The sequence below is a fragment of the Pelatocladus sp. genome, from assembly GCF_059505505.1.
In genome coordinates this window covers 113,812-131,238 of the sequence record NZ_JCACKS010000192.1, presented here as the reverse complement: position 1 = coordinate 131,238, position 17,427 = coordinate 113,812, and the positions used below count along the sequence as shown (strand labels likewise).

General features: G+C 43.7%; 12 protein-coding genes and 3 pseudogenes. 7 read left to right on the top strand and 8 right to left on the bottom strand.

Annotation, left to right across the window (positions count from 1 at the left end):
* Position 1: 1 nt before the first annotated feature.
* Positions 2 to 184, bottom strand: coding sequence for an SDR family NAD(P)-dependent oxidoreductase (locus tag AC5JMK_RS14965; protein ID WP_495910450.1), 183 nt, complete (start codon positions 182 to 184; stop codon positions 2 to 4).
* 358 nt (positions 185 to 542) lie between these two features.
* On the opposite strand from AC5JMK_RS14965, the pseudogene AC5JMK_RS14960 reads away from it, so the two are divergent.
* From AC5JMK_RS14960 to AC5JMK_RS14945, 4 genes and pseudogenes are all read left to right on the top strand, one after another.
* A pseudogene (locus AC5JMK_RS14960) lies at positions 543 to 779 on the top strand (IS4 family transposase); the annotation flags it as partial.
* Between the two features lie 122 nt (positions 780 to 901).
* Positions 902 to 1,099 (top strand): annotated as a pseudogene (locus AC5JMK_RS14955) (Uma2 family endonuclease); the annotation flags it as partial.
* A 13-nt stretch (positions 1,100 to 1,112) separates the two neighbouring features.
* Positions 1,113 to 1,352, top strand: coding sequence for a hypothetical protein (locus AC5JMK_RS14950; protein WP_495910449.1), 240 nt, complete (start codon positions 1,113 to 1,115; stop codon positions 1,350 to 1,352).
* Entirely contained in the window at positions 1,340 to 1,783 is a 444-nt protein-coding gene (locus tag AC5JMK_RS14945; RefSeq protein ID WP_495910448.1) for a type II toxin-antitoxin system VapC family toxin, read from the top strand. The genes AC5JMK_RS14950 and AC5JMK_RS14945 overlap by 13 nt, the downstream gene beginning before the upstream one ends.
* Positions 1,784 to 1,930: 147 nt before the next feature.
* Here the strand turns inward: AC5JMK_RS14945 and AC5JMK_RS14940 are convergent, their stop codons facing one another.
* Positions 1,931 to 2,929, bottom strand: a complete 999-nt coding sequence (locus AC5JMK_RS14940; RefSeq protein WP_096679610.1) for a hypothetical protein — start codon at positions 2,927 to 2,929, stop codon at positions 1,931 to 1,933.
* Positions 2,930 to 3,099: 170 nt separating this feature from the next.
* The gene (locus tag AC5JMK_RS14935) at positions 3,100 to 6,465 is read right to left on the bottom strand and encodes a DUF3987 domain-containing protein (protein ID WP_096679608.1); all 3,366 of its coding nucleotides are present in this window, start codon (positions 6,463 to 6,465) and stop codon (positions 3,100 to 3,102) included.
* A 473-nt stretch (positions 6,466 to 6,938) separates the two neighbouring features.
* Between AC5JMK_RS14935 and AC5JMK_RS14930 the strand changes: the two genes are divergently transcribed.
* Positions 6,939 to 7,121, top strand: a complete 183-nt coding sequence (locus AC5JMK_RS14930; RefSeq protein WP_495910447.1) for a hypothetical protein — start codon at positions 6,939 to 6,941, stop codon at positions 7,119 to 7,121.
* Between the two features lie 277 nt (positions 7,122 to 7,398).
* Here the strand turns inward: AC5JMK_RS14930 and AC5JMK_RS14925 are convergent, their stop codons facing one another.
* Positions 7,399 to 7,758, bottom strand: coding sequence for a hypothetical protein (locus AC5JMK_RS14925; protein WP_495910446.1), 360 nt, complete (start codon positions 7,756 to 7,758; stop codon positions 7,399 to 7,401).
* Positions 7,759 to 7,799: 41 nt separating this feature from the next.
* On the opposite strand from AC5JMK_RS14925, the gene AC5JMK_RS14920 reads away from it, so the two are divergent.
* On the top strand, positions 7,800 to 8,879 hold the full coding sequence (locus tag AC5JMK_RS14920; protein ID WP_096679606.1) for a hypothetical protein: 1,080 nt from the start codon (positions 7,800 to 7,802) through the stop codon (positions 8,877 to 8,879).
* Positions 8,880 to 9,138: 259 nt separating this feature from the next.
* Positions 9,139 to 9,366: pseudogene (locus AC5JMK_RS14915) on the top strand (ISAzo13-like element ISMae28 family transposase); the annotation flags it as partial.
* A gap of 288 nt (positions 9,367 to 9,654) precedes the next feature.
* On the opposite strand, the gene AC5JMK_RS14910 reads toward AC5JMK_RS14915, so the two are convergent.
* The 4 genes from AC5JMK_RS14910 to AC5JMK_RS14895 all read right to left on the bottom strand — a co-directional run bounded on the left by AC5JMK_RS14910 (position 9,655) and on the right by AC5JMK_RS14895 (position 16,997).
* Complete coding sequence (locus tag AC5JMK_RS14910; RefSeq protein WP_495910445.1) at positions 9,655 to 12,888, bottom strand: hybrid sensor histidine kinase/response regulator; 3,234 nt, start codon at positions 12,886 to 12,888, stop codon at positions 9,655 to 9,657.
* 121 nt (positions 12,889 to 13,009) lie between these two features.
* A complete protein-coding gene (locus AC5JMK_RS14905; RefSeq protein WP_096679603.1) occupies positions 13,010 to 15,925 on the bottom strand; it encodes a methyl-accepting chemotaxis protein in 2,916 nt (971 codons plus the stop codon).
* A gap of 120 nt (positions 15,926 to 16,045) precedes the next feature.
* Positions 16,046 to 16,612, bottom strand: a complete 567-nt coding sequence (locus tag AC5JMK_RS14900) for a chemotaxis protein CheW (RefSeq protein WP_495910444.1) — start codon at positions 16,610 to 16,612, stop codon at positions 16,046 to 16,048.
* Between the two features lie 10 nt (positions 16,613 to 16,622).
* A complete protein-coding gene (locus AC5JMK_RS14895; protein WP_096679599.1) occupies positions 16,623 to 16,997 on the bottom strand; it encodes a response regulator in 375 nt (124 codons plus the stop codon).
* Positions 16,998 to 17,427: the final 430 nt, after the last annotated feature.

Genomic DNA, 17,427 nt, shown 5'->3' with positions numbered 1-17,427 from the left:
TTTAACGTTTGAGAAAATTCTTTGTGAAGTAGTTGAGCTTGATAAATATCTGTGCTTGTTCTGGCTTTCGTCCGTGTACGATAACGATCGCACCTTCTTGTGCTAAAGCTTTCGCGATGGCTGCACCGATACCACTGGTACTACCAGTGATAAGAGATCGCTTATCACGCAACTGTAAATCCATGAACTTACCTCATGGTTATATTTTTTTAGGCTCTTAAACTTTGATTCACACAGTCGAGTTAAAGACCAGTCCTAGCTTGACAAGTAGTTTGAGAAACTGAGGTTTTTACCCAAGACTGTAGTAAACCTCGTGACTAACAAGATAGTTTCAGTTTATCTGTGACTGAAAAATTTTAACCAGCCAATTTCATTATTTTAAGAACAAACTTATTTTTTTCTAGAACAGCAAAGTTTGCTAGAGAGGGTCAGATCATCTGTGATGGGTTAAAGTTTTATGCATCTTGTCAATACCTCTAAAGAATGACAAAAAACAATGATAATGATAATTATCAACAGCAAGAAAAAACCAATTTTGTAGGGCGATCGCTGATGAACTATCCTTACCTTTTGGTCGCATTTCGTTGGAGATGCTTGAGCGCGGTTTGTACCATTTTAGCGTCGCCTATGACTTGGGCAAAGCCACAGACCCAGTTAAGTACTTCGCTGCAAAAGAAAATCAGGATTTAGGTGTGGTCAAAGTACTCCGAAAGCCTGTCCCTAAGCTCAATCTATCACCTTTTCCTCAACTCCCCTTGACAACCGTGCAATTCTCTTAACCTGTCACAGATGGGGTCAGATATTCAAGTAAACTAATGTTAAACCGTTACAATCCACTCACTACTCATTTATTAAAAGCTGGAATGTCTATCTCGTATACCTTTCAGCTTTTCTTAGTGCCATTCATTACCGAACCTTAGAAAGCTTAGAAGAATATGTATTAGTTTCCCAAGAGGAAATCAAAGTAGAAGTTTATCGTAAAGATTATCAAGGAAATTGGTTGCTAGAAATCTTAACTAAGGAAGATAAATTACAATTAAAATCAGTGGGGTTAAATCTTACAATGTCAGACATTTATGAAGATGTATTCACAATATAAGGTTGAAAATATTATGCAATCAGCTTTACGAATCACAACCAAAGTTTTACCAGGAAACAAAATAGAAATTGAAATTCCTGAAGCGAAAGAAGGCGATAAAGTTGACGTATTTGTGATTTTGCCAGAAAAATTTGAACCCAAAAAGCGTTCAGTACTCGACATTATAGAAGAAAGCCGTAGGAGACACCCTTCTCGAACTGCTGAGGATATAGATAGACAACTACAAGAAGAACGCTCATCATGGGACAGCTGATACTTCCATCTCCTGGCACTATTTATATAGATACTTCCGTAGTTATTTATACTATTGAAGGCAACCCTGATTATTATTCTCTCCTGCAACCACTATGGTCTAAGTTCTACACAGGAGAAATTCAAATAGTCAGCAGCGAATTAATATTAATGGAGGTTTTAGTTGTTCCATTGCGTAATGGCAATAATTCTTTAGTAGCAGACTATGAAGAACTATTATTATCATCTCAAGTGCAGTTAATTTCTATAACTCAATCAATACTGCGACAAGCCGCAAATCTTCGCGCTACAACTAACCTCAAAACACCAGATGCTATTCATGCAGCCACAGCCTTATCTGTTAATTGTAATCAATTTATTACCAACGATAAAGGCTTTCGTAATGTTCCGGGTTTACCTGTTGTCATCCTTAGTGAAGTCTTAGCATCTTGAACCGCATTCTCCAGTTTACAATTTCAAGTTATTCTCTGCGCCTTTGGGCCTCTATGTGATATAAAAATGCCTACTCACGACATAATTGACTTCATGAAATCATACCTCATCTTCTTTGATGCTTTGTTATCGACCAGTTTTTATGTTTCAGCTATTATCCTCATAATATTTCTCCAACCATTCCAACAAGCCTTCCTCGACTGGGGTCAAGTAAGTCTGTCGTCCCAGAGACTCCAACACTGTGTAGGCACAGCGATCTAGTATTCCATAATCGCGCAAACGCTTGATGCGTTTTTTGATTTGTGGTAGTTGGCGATGTACTTCCGGAGAATCAATTTTGTTGAGGTTTTCAGGTTTCACGTTTAGAGTAGTGTCATGAACATCCACTTCTACACTAAATTCTTTAAGGACAACTGCGATCGCCCAACAGCCATTATATTTGCGTTCAGTACCCTCTAACCTAGTTAAGGTAAATACGTCACCTATTTGGCAAAAATCACTGGCAAGCAGCAGAGGCTTTTCCTTGAGCTGTTCCACAATTCCCTTAATAATGCGTCCGCTTGGAACTTTACCGCCTGCCTCTTCTACACCCTGCAACCATGCAGCCGCTTGAACCTCTGGTTCCAAATTCGCTTTAGCTAAATCACGTAACTGACGTTCGTTGGTCGGCATAGGAGTTTGCCGACCATTGGTCGGCAAAAATTTCTGGATATTGTCATAGACAACAGCAGCCGCCATCTTCAGGTAAGCAGTGTCGCGACTATAATTAAAGCGATCGCGGCAGTATTCCTCAAAACTTCTATGAGTACTCCGGTATAGCCGCCGTTCTCGCAGTGCCTTTAAGGCACAACCTGCTTCATAAAATGCCCGTTCTATTTTTAACTCTAATCTGTGACGGTCAGCTTTTTCCTCCTCGGTTAGCTCCTCCAGCACTTCGACCGCAACAACTACAGTATCAGCTGTCGGTAATTCAGACTCTGTTGCAAATTCTTCCCTTGGCTTGGGTTCGTGCTCTACTAACTCTTGTTCAGAAGAATTACAGGTTGTGGTGACTGAAATTTCAGTATCACTTCTTTTTACCCGTTTGTCACTTTTGTTTACATTAACTTCTTGACCAGGTTTTAATTTAAGTTTTCCAACTGTCATAATTAATACCTTTAAAAAACAGCTGAAACTTTTGTACGGGAAATTCTCAGCTTAGGATACAGTTGTTATCCGTTTTTACAGTATGTCTCACTCCCTTAGTTTTGAGTAAAATTGAACACAAGATACTGCGATGAATGGAAGAAAAGTAGATGTTAAAGTTGTGCTTGCACCTAGCCTGATGATGCTCTTCGGATTTGTCCTTCAAAGACATGCATTGTCCCGTCTGCATCAAACAAACTAAATCGCCCTACTAAATTGGCAACAGTGACACAAGCATCAATGAAATATCCACTAATCCACTCCCCAGCCGCCGTCAAAATTTCGACTGGCTGAAGTTTGTGGTTGTTTGATTTACTACCTGTAACTGTTGAGTTCACATCTTGCTCTGTCTGGGCATTAGCATTCGGGAAATTTAAGTCAACACTGACTTTGGCACCTACTGTCTCAGTAGATTCTTGTAAGAGGCCAGATAATGATTCCGCAGCATTACCATTTGATGGCAGAGGGGTTGGTACATCATTTCCTCCAAGGAACTGGGACGAATCATCATCGTGACTATTGCCTAGAAATTCTATATTTGACCATTCATCCGTTGACAATTGACGCTCCAATTGACAGTTAGTGTCAATCAAATCAGTGCTAGTAGCAGTAGGCATTTGAGCGTTTGAATTGACAAATTGACGTAACTCTACATCTTCCAATCGTAACGAGGGATTTGAGTAGCAATTAGTGACTTTCTCTGAAGAAAGAGGTGCTGACAGATTTGTGTCAAATGAGTCAATTTCATTGTCAAATCCAGGAGTGCTCTGGGTTTGAAGGATTGACACTGGTGTCAAATTTCTGTCAATTTTGTCAATCTCGTTTAGTGGCAAACCATTTGGCACATAGACTAAGTTAGACCCTTTATTTTCAACGCGACCCCAACCCGCAGCTGCCATCATTTCCATCAGTCGCCGGATTTCAAAAGTCGGTTTTTTGCGGAAAGCGCGGATGCTACTCTTGAGCATGGAAGCTGTAGCCCCTCCCAGACGTTCAGCCACCTTCTGGATTTTCAGACCCCAAGACATCAGCCCAGATTCTGGAGAGTTTTGAGCATGAATTGATTTATGTTGCCACAGAAAATAAGCTGCTAGCTCAATGGCCTTTTCCATCGTGTTACCACAGATGACTTGGCTCGGAGTTTCACTCCTTAAGACAGCATTGACGATGTGTAACCACAGTGCCAACCGCGCTGTATAAGCTTCAATCTTGGGGTAGACTACTCTCAGTCCATAGGACTCCTCAGCAACTTGGGCATCTACGAGAGAATGCTGCCACGCCTCAAACAACATAGCCGCTTCCGTGCTTAAAAAATAATCTTGCTCTGGCACATGGCCGAGTTTTATGTAAAGCTGGCGTAGTGCTTGAGAGATACCAGTATCGGGAGCAGTACTTTCTCCAACTAACCGCAGGTAACGTTTGGGAGACTTTGCAGCACAAAACAGCCATCGGGCAAAACTGCCGTTGCAGTCGTTGTGGTCACCCATCATAGTGGCTAAAACTTCCCACTGGATACTGCCTGTACGTGAGATAGCACTCTTAGGTAAGCACACAGATTTGTCTGAGCGGTCATAGATAATTGCAGACCCATTGAATTGATCGAGTTCCTGCTCTTCATCAGCCCCTAAACCACCGCGATATTGATTACGGGTTTTGAATAACCCTGCTAGTTCATCCCGGTAGTACAGCAGTCCCCGAGGATTTTCACTATGAATTCGCTGCAATGTTTCCAGTGTGCTGTCCTTAGTTAGATAGCGCTGGCGAGTGGGTGCTGTTGCTGGCTCCTGTTGTGAGTCGTCCTGCTTTTTGCCTTTACACACTGTTTGTAGCTTATTGTATTTAGCCACTTCCATCCGATAGCGCTCAAAAGCCTCAGCTTCTAATTCCACCAAGGGGTCAATAATTAACCGTTGAGCTGGAGTTTTCATAGAGCCAGAGTCAGCGACAATGCTCGTCCACATCACCATCGGTTGAGCGTACTTTGCAGACGGCTTGACAATTACTCGCGCTGCCGACCCAATTCGAGATGCCGCAGTTCCTAAGAGTGTCGTAAATAAAAATTCAGGAGCTGTGGGCATGGCCTTAGCGGTATCAATCAAAAGTTGGGCGAACTGAGGTTCAAGCAATCGGGTAAGGTAAAGTTGGTGGGGATGAGTTTTTAGTAGAGACGAAAGCTTCTGTGTGGCAACTAAAGTGTCAGTTTGCAAATCTGCTTCAAAAGTAAGTAGCTTAGCTAGCTGCTCAATCTGCCGATAAGGATATCCCACCAAAGCAGCCAACTCCATCAATGCTCCTGCTTGCCCTGACCCGGAATCACAACTACTCAAAATTTCTAGAATGCGTTTGTGCAGTGCGACATCTGAAATAGGCAACTTTTTCCCAACACTGGAAACATTACCAAACCCAGGATTTATAGGAGGACTACCAGAACTAGCCAATGAATTTTGATTCGGCTTAATACAAGTGTTCCAGTACCAAGCCCTAATACAGGTTTCCACACCTTCTGGAGTACAGCTGGGTCTAGGGCGGTCTTTTTCGGCTGATTTCCAGATGACATCTACTTCTTTGGCTGGTAGCGGTGGGTTACAACGACTAGCGTAGTCCTGCAACAGTAGTTGTGGGTCGCCGTCAAACTGCTGACCGATGTTAGTAAGATAATTAGCAGTGCCAATTAAGTCTCGTGCTAGTTTGGCTCCGTTGGTATTGCGACCCCCCTCGTTTATCCCAAAGTTGAGCAGAGTACGAGACTCTTTGGAAAGACAGACTTCAAGCGGTATCGCAACTGGCACTGGCACAGGGATATCTTCATAGCGAGTGTACTGCTGCTCGTGTGCAAACGCTCGGGCTGCTGATTGCACTGCTTTACGCTCCCGTTGGACTAATTCAGGATTCTGTGACAACGGCACAGAGGAACGTAATTTCTCATAGGTGTACCTAATACCAGACTGGGAGATGATATCGCACCTTTGCGGTTTTTCCCCTGGCTTGATGTGCCATGCACCAGCTAATCGCATCACCCGACTGGGATTTTTGATGGCTGGGTCACCACCAGTGTAGGTTAGTAGGTCATTTTGCAACTGCTTCCACTCTTCAACTGGGATGGGTTTTTCAAACACCCAGTAAGAATGCACGGATTTGCGAGTCTGGATTTGAAAGGTTGGTTCTGGTAGCGAAAGTGTTTGCCACAAATTCCGCTGTAATTCTATTTCCACGTCGTCATGCTCAATGAAGACCGCACGGCACAGTTGAACGTCTTCATTTTTGTGACCCCCACCATTAATCACAAAATATATGCCGTAACCTTGCTGCTGCCACTGCAAAATTTGTTTGAAGTTGAGTTTATCAGCTTTACGTCCTGTGTTAGGAGCATAACGGGGGTCTTCTTTGGGTAAGAAAGCCCGGACATAAATAGCATCACCCCGTTGGTATCCCAAAAGCTCTAGCTGTTTAATCGCTTGTGAGGTATCAATTTCAAATGCTGAAAGCTGTGTAATCATCACTGAGCGCCCTCCTCGTTCAAAGTAATCATGAACTTGGAGAAGATAACTAATGTCTGATTACGATATATAGAGTAAATAGCGCAATAGATGTGTTTAATGCCAGTATTTAGCTTGATAAAATCAAATAATGCAATTTTTTTAGAGCTTACTTCCATTGAATACGAACTCCGTGAATTTTTAGTTTACGGAGCCGGGGTAGCAGCAAAAGTACAGTTCTGTGTGCTTACCATAAAGCGGGAAGTTTGTTAAAGTCTAGATATGTTTATATCTGGGCTTTTGTTCCACGCAGTTAGCGCTGCGTTGACTTTAACAAAGTCCTAGTATTTAGGTAAGTCGGGAGAGAACCTTTGCTGTTCTCCTCGGCTTTTTAAATGACAACAGGCATGACAAGCAGGCTGTCAAATTTGAAACTTAGCATTGAAAGATTTTGATATCAAGGGGGCAAAATCGCTTATACGCCGGAGTCACAGGTGGCTTATACGCCGGAATCACAGGTAAAACTATACGCCGGAGTCACAGGTAAACGAGACATCTATACGCCGGAGTCACAGGTAAAATTATACGCCGGAGTCACAGGTCAATTTTTGGATAGTTTACAGCGTCAGCCTTTCAAAAAATTGAGTCAAAAAACTATACGCCGGAGTCACAGGTAAAACTATACGCCGGAGTCACAGGTAAACGAGACATCTATACGCCGGAGTCACAGGTAAAACTATACGCCGGAGTCACAGGTAAAAGCGTAAAAATCATACGCCGGAGTCACAGGTCTTCATAAAGATTTGTTAAGTGAACTACCCAACACCGACAGCCGTACAGGTACGGTGTGAGCTTCTGGTTATCACTGATAACAGCCTTTCTACTTTGTAGCTTATTGGTCTTACGTCGCCTCAATTCGGCAATAACGGGGTTTCCTTGCCTCTACCCATAACTTTAATGTTGCCTAACCACTACATGCACGTAACTTAAATTCAAGTCAGTTGAAAATAAGACAGCATGAGTTCGATGTGATGTTGCAATATTTGTCCGCACTATAATTACAACATTTAACGCTTGAGAAAATTCTTTATGGAGAAGTTGAGCTTGGTAAAAATCTGTACGAATATTATCAACAGTTTCAGTCTTTTTGAGAAATTTATCTGGTATAAATAAATAGTCAATCTTATCACCGTATTTACGACGGCACTTGCGACTAGGGTCTGGATTTTCATAGGGGATGTACAGAGCAGAGTCATAGCGCATCTTAGAAATTAGCTGTAAGGGAGGAGCCTTTAAAAAAAATCCTGCTGCCACCTCTTTATTTTGGCGAAGGTATTGTAAGTTAGGTAATAAGTGTGAGTAAGGAAGATACTGGTTTTCCCGTGGATGGAGAACTGCTGATGGTATTGCCTAGAGCAGGAGCATCAATTAGAAACCCTGATGTACAACAGCCCATTCTCCATGCTGATGCAGATGGTTATTATTTAGAGATGCGAGTTAACGCTGACTCTAAAGACGAGAGCGAAGTCGCATTGACTCGTCGTATTCAATTAGAGGAACTTTCTGCTCAGGAGTGGGAGGATCTGAAAGCCCAGTATGCCAACTTAAATCTGAAAGTTTGTACAGAAGAAGGAATTAGCAAAGGACTGGAGAAGATTCAGGATCGCCGAATTCAGCGCTTATTTAAAGCATTGCTAACCTTTTTAAATCCACGCCAGGTTGCGATTGTGCTGTTTTTGTACAAGGAAGCGCGAAAGCAGGACAACGGAAGTCTTGTTTGTTTTCGTTCCAATGATTTGTTGGAAAGCTTGGGCTATACCCGTGCAAAGGATGGTAGTTTCACAGCCAGATCGCGATCGCAGCTTAACCAAGACTTGGTTGCTCTCCATAGAACTGAGCTAGTGTTTGCCAAGTCTTTGAAAAAAGGCAACACAATGGGAGCGAAGGTCATCGTCAAAAGTATCCTCCGCATCCGAGATTACGAAATCGACAATGTGCCACGAGATTTCGATTTAGCCAAGGCTGCCGATTATACTTATGAACTGGCAGATGCTTATACGGTGGCGCTGGAATTTTTTGAGGGATCGGAGCGAACGGGAGATTACATACTATTCTCCAACAGCATAGACACTAAGCAGAAGCTGGGGAGTAATGCCAAGCATGACTACAAGATGAAACTGCTAGTTTATCTTGCTAGCCGAATGAAATGGGATAAGCTAATTGATGGACAATATTTAGTGATTTCTAAGCAATATCTGTTCAAAAATCTAGACCTGTTGGGCAGTAACTTGTCTAGGAACAACCAAATTCTGTGGCGGACTATAGAGGAACTGCAAGCTGAAGGCTATATTTTAGATGCCCAAGAGCTACCTGGAAAGCGGAAGATGACTAGTATACAGTTTCAAATAAATCCTGAGAAACTACGCTGTAATTAATAGTTATTAACCCGGATTTCTCACAAGCAGTAAAAAATCAATTTACATGACCTGATGTGAGACATTTTTTTGATACATCATCAATTGAAATTTAGGCTCGGAGATAAGGGACTTCCAAAGAATAAAATCACCAATTATAAGAATGATAATCATTGTAATTAGGTGAAGGAGAAGCAGCCAAGGGCTGCTTCTCCTTCACCTTCACCTTTTTGTAGTAAATTCAATTGGGAAGGAAAATTTTGGGTGTAGAAGAGTGTCGATAGAATTAACTGATTCAGTAAAAAAATTGTTCCAGGAAACAACAAGCCAACTCAAAGGTGCAGCAAGGCGGCGCTTTCAAGCACAAATTGTGATGGAGTTAGGTTACGGTGGACAACTACTGGCTCAAGAACAATTGGGATGGGATAGAAATACTATCCGTAAAGGCATTCGAGAGTTAAGGAGTGGAATTAAGGCCTTTCCAAATAATAAAATGCCCAGCCGTCGCTTTCGCCCTTCAGGCGAAAGCGCCTAAATACTTGGGCTTGGCCAAAATATATTTAATACGGCTGGGCATTTTATTACTTGGAGATCCCTAAAAGCGCGATCGCTCATAAATCTGGGTAAAGGAAAAAGAATTGGTTTGAAATAGCCCAGTCCAATGGATTTAAAGATGTTGATGTGAGTATGAGTCAACGGATAGAAAATTCTATGGAGCGGTTTCAAGATACTGCCAAGAAGGTTGACGGTTATTCAAACTTGTCGTCTTTTGTTACCCGACCGTCGTCTCAACCAACTAACTTCTACTTTTGTGAGCAGCATCCGCAAGAATATTATTTATTGCCATTACAAACTCTTGTTCCAGATAGGGTTTGGTGAAGTAAGCAGTTGCACCCAATTGCATTGCTAATTGGTAATGTTTCTCATTGCTACGAGATGTGAGTATGACAACTGGAATTTGCAAAAATTGAGGATTTTGACGGCGGTAATTGAGAAACTCAAAGCCATTCATTCGAGGCATTTCAATATCACAAATCACGAGTTGCACTGAAGAATTTTGCCGTAATTTCTCAATCGCTTCTTGTCCATTTTGTGCTTGTAGAACTCGAAAACCAGATCTTTTTAGGGAAAGAGCCAAGCTGCGGCGGAGAGTAACTGCATCATCAACAACCAGAACCATCGGTGCTAGAACGGGTTTGCTGGGACTCAAAAACGGACGAACTGAGATACTTTCAGTTTGAGAGGCAAATCGCGAACCAGATCTATCGCTACCTGCATCCCTATTATGCGTTTGCACAAAGCCCAAGAGGCTATCAGCATCAATCACAGGAATCAGACTACCATCTCCCAAAATGGTGCAGCCGTAAGTATAGCTAGGAGGTGCGATCGCACCTCCAAAGGGTTTAATCACTAACTCTTGCTCGGTCAGCAGTTGATTAACCTGCAAAGCCACCAGCTGCCGATCATGGGTGAGGAGCAATACTGGCAATTCCCAAGATTCTGGTGCAGAGATAGAAGCCCATACCCGACTAGGAGAGGTTTCTGGTAGCGGACAGCCATAATCTAAAAGGTCAGCCAGTTGATAAAGTGGAATAATTTTTTCTTCCCAAAATAGGAAACGCTGTGTTCCAGATTGTCTGATTTGGACGGTTTGAGGTGCTAATATTTCAACCACGCTGTCAGTACGTAAGGCAATGGTGGTCGAGCCGCTGCTACAAATCATTAATCTGGCCATGATTAAAGTTAGCGGCAAATATAACGTAAAGGTTGTTCCGAGACCAGGAACAGACTTGACGGTGATTGTTCCTTTGATTGATTGTAATTGCGATCGCACCACATCCAAACCAATACCTCGTCCTGAAAGCTGATTAACCTGAGAAACTGTTGAGAATCCTGGCTCAAAAATCAGCTCGTAGAGCTGCGTTGGAGGAGCGATCGCCACTTCTTGAATTGATAAGTAGCCTAATTCTAACGCTCGAGTGCGAATCCGTTCTAAATTCAACCCTTGACCATCATCCTTTACTTCAATAATTGTTTGATTGCCTTTATGATAAGCACAAATTTCAATCTGCCCTTGTTCTGGTTTAGAGTGGTGTCGTCTGAACTCTGATGGTTCAATACCGTGATCAAAAGCATTGCGAAGTAAATGCAATAATGGGTCGTAAAGTTTTTCTTGGATCGCTTTTTCCACCAATACATCAGCACCAGTAAACTTTAAGGTGACAGGCTTGTGATAGGTTGTGGACAGATCCCGCAATACACGAGGAAAACGATTCAAAATTTCGCTCAAGGGTAACATCCGCGCCCGCAGCAGGTCATCCCGTAAGTTTGTCAGCATGTGTCGCTGTTGAGCGAGGGTGTGTTCCGACTGCTTGGCAAACAGGTTCATGTCATCAGTAATTTCTTCTAGCTGCACCATCTCCTCAACAATCTCCTGGACATGGGAGTGCAAAGCTCCATATTTATCTATCTCTAGGGAATCAAAATCAGGGGTAGTAATACGATCTCTACTCGCAGCAGCGCGTTGAGTTTCGTTGATCTCCAAGAGGTGGCTGTGTTGGAGAACAGCTTCACGAGGGCGATCGCGTTCTGGCATCATCAGCGTTTGATCACACAGTTGCCGCAACTGGTTCATTTGCCTCTGTAACCGAGCAAAGCGCTGCCGCAGGTTTCGCAATCCTCCTTGAAGCTGCTCATTTTGGAGGAAAAGCCCTTCACGACTAATAACCAGTTCACCCACAAGGTTGTTCATGCTTTCTAGGTGCTCTGAGTCTACCCGAACGGTCAAACTTGGACTGGTTGGCAATTCAACCTGATGAACGTAGAATGGGGGAATTGTCTGGTATGGCTCGGTCGATTTCCTGACTTGCAGGGCACTACCAAGCTCAGATGGAATAGCTTTTGGGGAGAGATTTAGCTGATGTTGAGGAATGAGGTGCGATCGCTGCTCAGGGTTCTGGGAATCCTGCTTTGGGGATGCCACAACTTCCGTACTGTCTGACTCATCTCCATTTTCTTCTACTTGAGGGACACTTGAAATTTCGACTGCCGTTTTAGGTTCAGGATCTTCAGTTTGAAGGTGTAATAAATCGTTACTTGCAGAAACTGAACTTTCTAAACTAGCGGTTGGGTTAGCATCCTCGAACTGAGGTATAGTGTTTGTAATGTCGGTGATCGCTGCCTTATTTTCCGAAATTGGCTCCACCACAGTCAATTGTTCGGAAATTGACGGAGTGGTTGTTGTGGCGTTTGCCAAGGCCATTAAGGTAGCCGAAGCACCTGTTTGTTGAACGCGATCGCCTGAGAGCAGCGCAGTTCGATATCGCTCAAAATCAATCAATGCCAATTGTGTAATTTCCAGGGCACGGTGCGGGTAAGCCTCTAGAGCCTGGAGAGCCATTTTGGCAATTGACCCAAATTCTGGCTGGTTCAAGAGTTCGGCAAATCCGGCAAAAACTTCTGCTTGCGCCCGTAACTCTCCTGCGACTTGATACTGATGAGGAGCAGCAATAACCATTGCCAACCGCTCCAACCCTTGAGCAACATCCACAGTAAAAATGTCAGTCACCAGATTGACACCTAAATCAGGTGAACTCGGAATATATCGATCCGTGTGGAATAGTGCATCTCCACAGCGTGCCTCAAGTTGGCTAAAAATCGGCTCGGCGATCGCCAAAGCTGCCTCTGATTCAAAATACCCTGTTGTCATTTGCTCCATTAAGGGTATACGGAGACAGTCGTAAGCTTGTAATAGATAAGTTTCTAGCTCTGTATCAATTTCTAATGTTTCGTCATAGAAAGCTTTAAGAATGTTTTCCAGACGGTGCGCCAGCGTTGCGATCGCGGTTAACCCAACGCTAGCGGCTCCTCCTTTGAGGGTGTGAGCAGTACGCATTAAGTCATGGACTTTGGCAATACTCCGCTTTTGGTTGAGCGACAATAATCCAACTTCAAGTACTTGCAGTAACTCAGGTGCCTCTTCAACGAAGAATTGGTAGGCTTGGTCACGGATATCAGGGGGGATTACCATAGTTCGGGGAGCAGGGATTGGGGAAGGAGGGGACAAGGGGGACAAGAAAGCAGGCGGAGACACGGGGATGCAGGGACGCGGGGACGCGGAGAAAAACTAATGACCAACTCTTGACTCTTGACTACTGAACTTTAAATTGCCCGACACTCTCCTGCAACAATTGCGCCACTTGGCGCAATTGCTCAAAGGACGATAAGACTTGATTGGCTTCTGCTGAAGTCTGATTGGCGATTAAGGCAACATCCTGCATAGTTCGGGTGACGACCTCGGATGTTTGGGATTGAGAAATTGTTGCTTGAGAGATCGTAGTAACCCGTTGGCTAATTTCAGAACTGACTGCTGTAATTTTATTCAAGCTTTGGCGAGTGTCGTCTATCAGCTTGGTTCCCGTCACAACCTGCTCTGTCCCCGATTCCATAGCTGTAATCACTTCTCTTGTTTCTGCTTGAATACTGAGAACCAACTGTCTAATTTCTTCTGTTGCTTCTGCGGATTGTCGTGCCAATGTCCGTACCTCATCAGCAATCATGGAAAAACCTCTTCCTTCTGATCCTGCCCGAGAAGCCTCTACGGAAGCATTGATAGCCAGAATATTGGTTCGAGCAGCAAAGGCACTAATCAGTTCAACGGCTTTAGAAATCCTTTGTGAGGACTCTCCCAAATATTTCACCTTCTTAGCGGCCTCCGCAACTGTTACCCGGATTGTCTGCATTCCATCCACCGTTTGGTTCATGACAGCATCTCCTTCCGCCACAGTCAAATCTGCGAGTTTCACAGCTTCTTCTGCCTGTGCAGCATTGGCAGCAACTTCTCGGGCAGCGTTCGCCATTGTTGTCACGAGTTTTAAGGCAGCAGTTACTTCCTCTGCTTGCCGTAATGCCTCTGCTGATAAAGATTGTACTGAAGTATCACTCGTGTCCGTTGTGACAACTACTTGATTGGTGGCTTCCTGCACTTGCAGCACTATTTTCCGTAAGCTAGCCACAGTCGCATTGTAGACATCCGCGATCGTGCCAATTTCATCATCTGTGACCTTGGCCCGGATCATCAAATTCCCTTGACTGATGGGATCTACTTCCTTCAGCAGTTCTAATGCCCGTTTTTGCAGCCTTTCTTTGAGTTGACGCTGTTCTTCTGCTAGGTGAACCGTTCGCTCTAGTAGTTCGACTCGGTAGATCGAAAGCCCAAGCTCATTGCCCAAGCGCTTGAGGAAATTGATCTCAGACTGCTGCCAATTACGCAAACCTGAGCAGCTATGAGCAATCAACAAGCCGAAAATCTCACCACCACCGAGAATAGGGATGATCAAACTTGCTTTAACTTGTAACTGCTCTAGCAACTTGAGGTGTTCGGGATGAAACTCTGCCTGGGAGATATCATCTGCAACCAGAACTCGGCCTTGATGGTAAGCATCACGGACTAGTTGAGGAATGCAGGAATCATTGACGTTAAGTTCAAAGGCACTTGACCAGTTTGCTGCCACTGATTCTGAGATAATGCCTCCACTGGAGCCAGCATCGAAGCGATAAATCACAAGCCGATCCAATTGCAGAAGATTTCGGGTTCCCTCAAGGGTCTGATCAAAAATATTTTGCAGATCCGGTGTCCGTAATGCCCCAGATCCTTTGGCTGCCATCAGCAAGCGCTCCTGTGCTGTCTCAAACGCTTGTGCTCCTGAAGACTCCTGTAACTGTTGTGCCATCTGGTTGATGTTGCTTGCCAGTGAAGCAATTTCATCTGTTCCCTGAAAGCGTAGGCGAGTTCCCAACGCTCCTTGACCAATTTTTTCGACTGCCGTTGCTGCTGCTAGAATTGGGCGAGTTGCTCGGTTAGCAATCATCGCTGCGATCGCAGCTACCAATAAAGCGGTGATTGCAGTTCCAATCGACAGCGTGAACAGTAATTGTCGTTGGGTAGCAAAAGCAGTGTCTGTATCGATAGAAACAATCGCTTGCCAATTGAGATTTGGCAACCCTCGCAGTTTAACAGGAGGACTATAGGTGAGTAGGTGTTCAGTCTTGGTGATTGAATTGTAGGAGATAATAGTGCTGACTCGATTGGCTGCCTTGATGCGCTCAAATAAAGGATAAACTTCGTCAGCAATAATTTTCTTATATTTCTCCTGGCGTTCTGCTTTAGCTGTATTTGCAGAGTCAAGTGTTACCACTTTTGTGCCTTCAGTAGAACCTTCAGGACCAAGAAAAATCTCGTTAGCAGTATTGATCAAGTAATACTGTGTCCCTTGAGTTGCATAATTTCGGAGTACCTCATCCAAAAATTCCATCGGCACACGCGCCCGGATGAAACCAATGGGTCGATCTGTGGTTTTATCTTTAATAATAGAAGCTGCATAAAGAGCATAAACCTTTGAGCTTTCCGAAAGCCTGGGCTGGCTGATGGTTGCTCCATTATTTTTTAAGGCTGCTTGAATATAATCTTGATTGAGCTGGTTCCCAAGCTCAGACCCTGCTGTTTGAGCAACTACATTTCCCTGTAAATCAAAAATTGCAATACTATCATAAATACCATAGCTATTCATGAGGCGGGTAAGAGCTGCTACCTGATCTTCGACTGTCGCTTGGGATCGCAACTGGGGATCGGTAAAAACATCTAGGCTTGCCATCGCTTGGATGTCATTAAAACGTTGACGCATAAACAGGTTCGCTTTCTGTTGCAAATCAACTACCTTCGCTTTGCCAAAAGCTTCTACTTGCTGAGTAATCGACTGATTGGCAAAATAATAAGCAGTTCTCCCAATCACTAAGACTGGAATCGTACTCATCATCACTGCCAAAGAGGTGACTTTTGCCCTCACATTCACGCCTTGCCACCAGCGAATCAGTTTGTCTCCCGCAGAAGTTTGTAAGTTGTCGGCGATTGGCTCGATTTGGTTCAATAAGGGCTGTTTGGAAGTTTTGCGTGATTGTAGCGGTAGAGCATCACCGGAATTTATATAGATTAAATCAGTGCTTTGGTGATCTGCGGGCTTAGAAGTTTTATGTTCACTGCGATCGGATTTGAATGGCTGTTGAACCATAATTACACATTGTTAAGTAGTTGGACAAAATTAAATTTCTTAGCCAAGACAGGGAACACGGAATGGGAAATAGGGAACAAGAAAACAATGTGTGTAATTAATCCTGTCTGAGTACATTTACTACCGGGGCATGGCTCGCAGAATTGCAGAACCATCTAAAACTGCTAACATCACATCATTAGATTTCCACCAATATCCGCGCAAAATTTGTGTTAACTTCGGATTGAGCGTGAAGTTTGGAGGGCATTGAATGGCTTGCCAGTCACACCATTCAATATCTTCGACTCGATCAACGACTAGCCCCAGGGTCTGACTTTTCGGCTGAGTTTTTGTGGATTGTTCATCAGCCACTTCCAACACGATCGCTTCATACACCGAAGGACTAGTTATTTGTTCGTACCAGGGAGCAAGCCCGCACAGGTGGCCAAGATCGATCATCCAAAGAACTTCACCCCGCCAGTTATAAACTCCCATCACCCAAGACGGCATGTGAGGGATTGGTACAATTGTGCCAATCGGAATTGTCAGCACCTCAGCCACCTGTTGGATGGGTAACAGAGCCGTCATGTCTTGTACAAGATGTAGCCGCAGAAATTGTTCACTGTGGGCTGACACTGATACCAGTACAGAGTCTTGCTTATTCTCAGGGGATGGGCTTAAATTTGGCAGGAATGAAAAGTTAGTCATGGGAGTTGCTTCAGGTATTACGACTTTTGATGAACTGTTTTATTGTGTGTACCAGTTCTTCGTGGTCGATTGGTTTCGTCAAGTAAGCAGATGCTCCCTGCTTCATACCCCAAAATTTATCCATTTCGCCTCCTTTGGTGGAGCATAAAACAATCGGAATATTATTTGTATCGACGTTTCCCTTGAGTTCACGACAAACCTCAAATCCACTACAGCCAGGTAGAACAACATCCAAAAGGACGACATCCGGCTTCTGTCGGCTAATAGTGGCAATGGCTTCTTCTCCAGTTTGAGCAATTAAGACATTGATGCCTCCTTTCTGAAGACAGCCGATCAAGATTTGCATATCCGTTAATGAATCCTCAACAATTAACACAGTTCCCATAGCTTCACACAGAATAAATGAGGTTGATTTAGTTAGTAGTCACCAGAGAAATCGTATGCACCCTAAATATTTTTGGATTGTATTGAGTACAGCATCAGCATATAGCGGCTGACTGGGAAAATCCGAAGCTCAAACAGAATTAGAGCTGCGACGGTGTGCGGAGCCAGTATCGGCTGTCACAATGAAGATTCAGAATATCGTGAAAATACGCAACTTCGCATAACTGCTCACAAAGCTCATAACCATATACTTTTAGGTATGATCAAGTCCAGAGAAACTAAATCTGGCTTTTATGATTGGTAGCACCCCGATTGCCCGCAGGGGATAATCCACACCAATAACACTGATACCCAGCACTGGTGAGCAATGTTTCTATTGTGTGGAAGACTGATAATCTCCTATGATCGTGCGTTAAGTGTATTTTGATGAT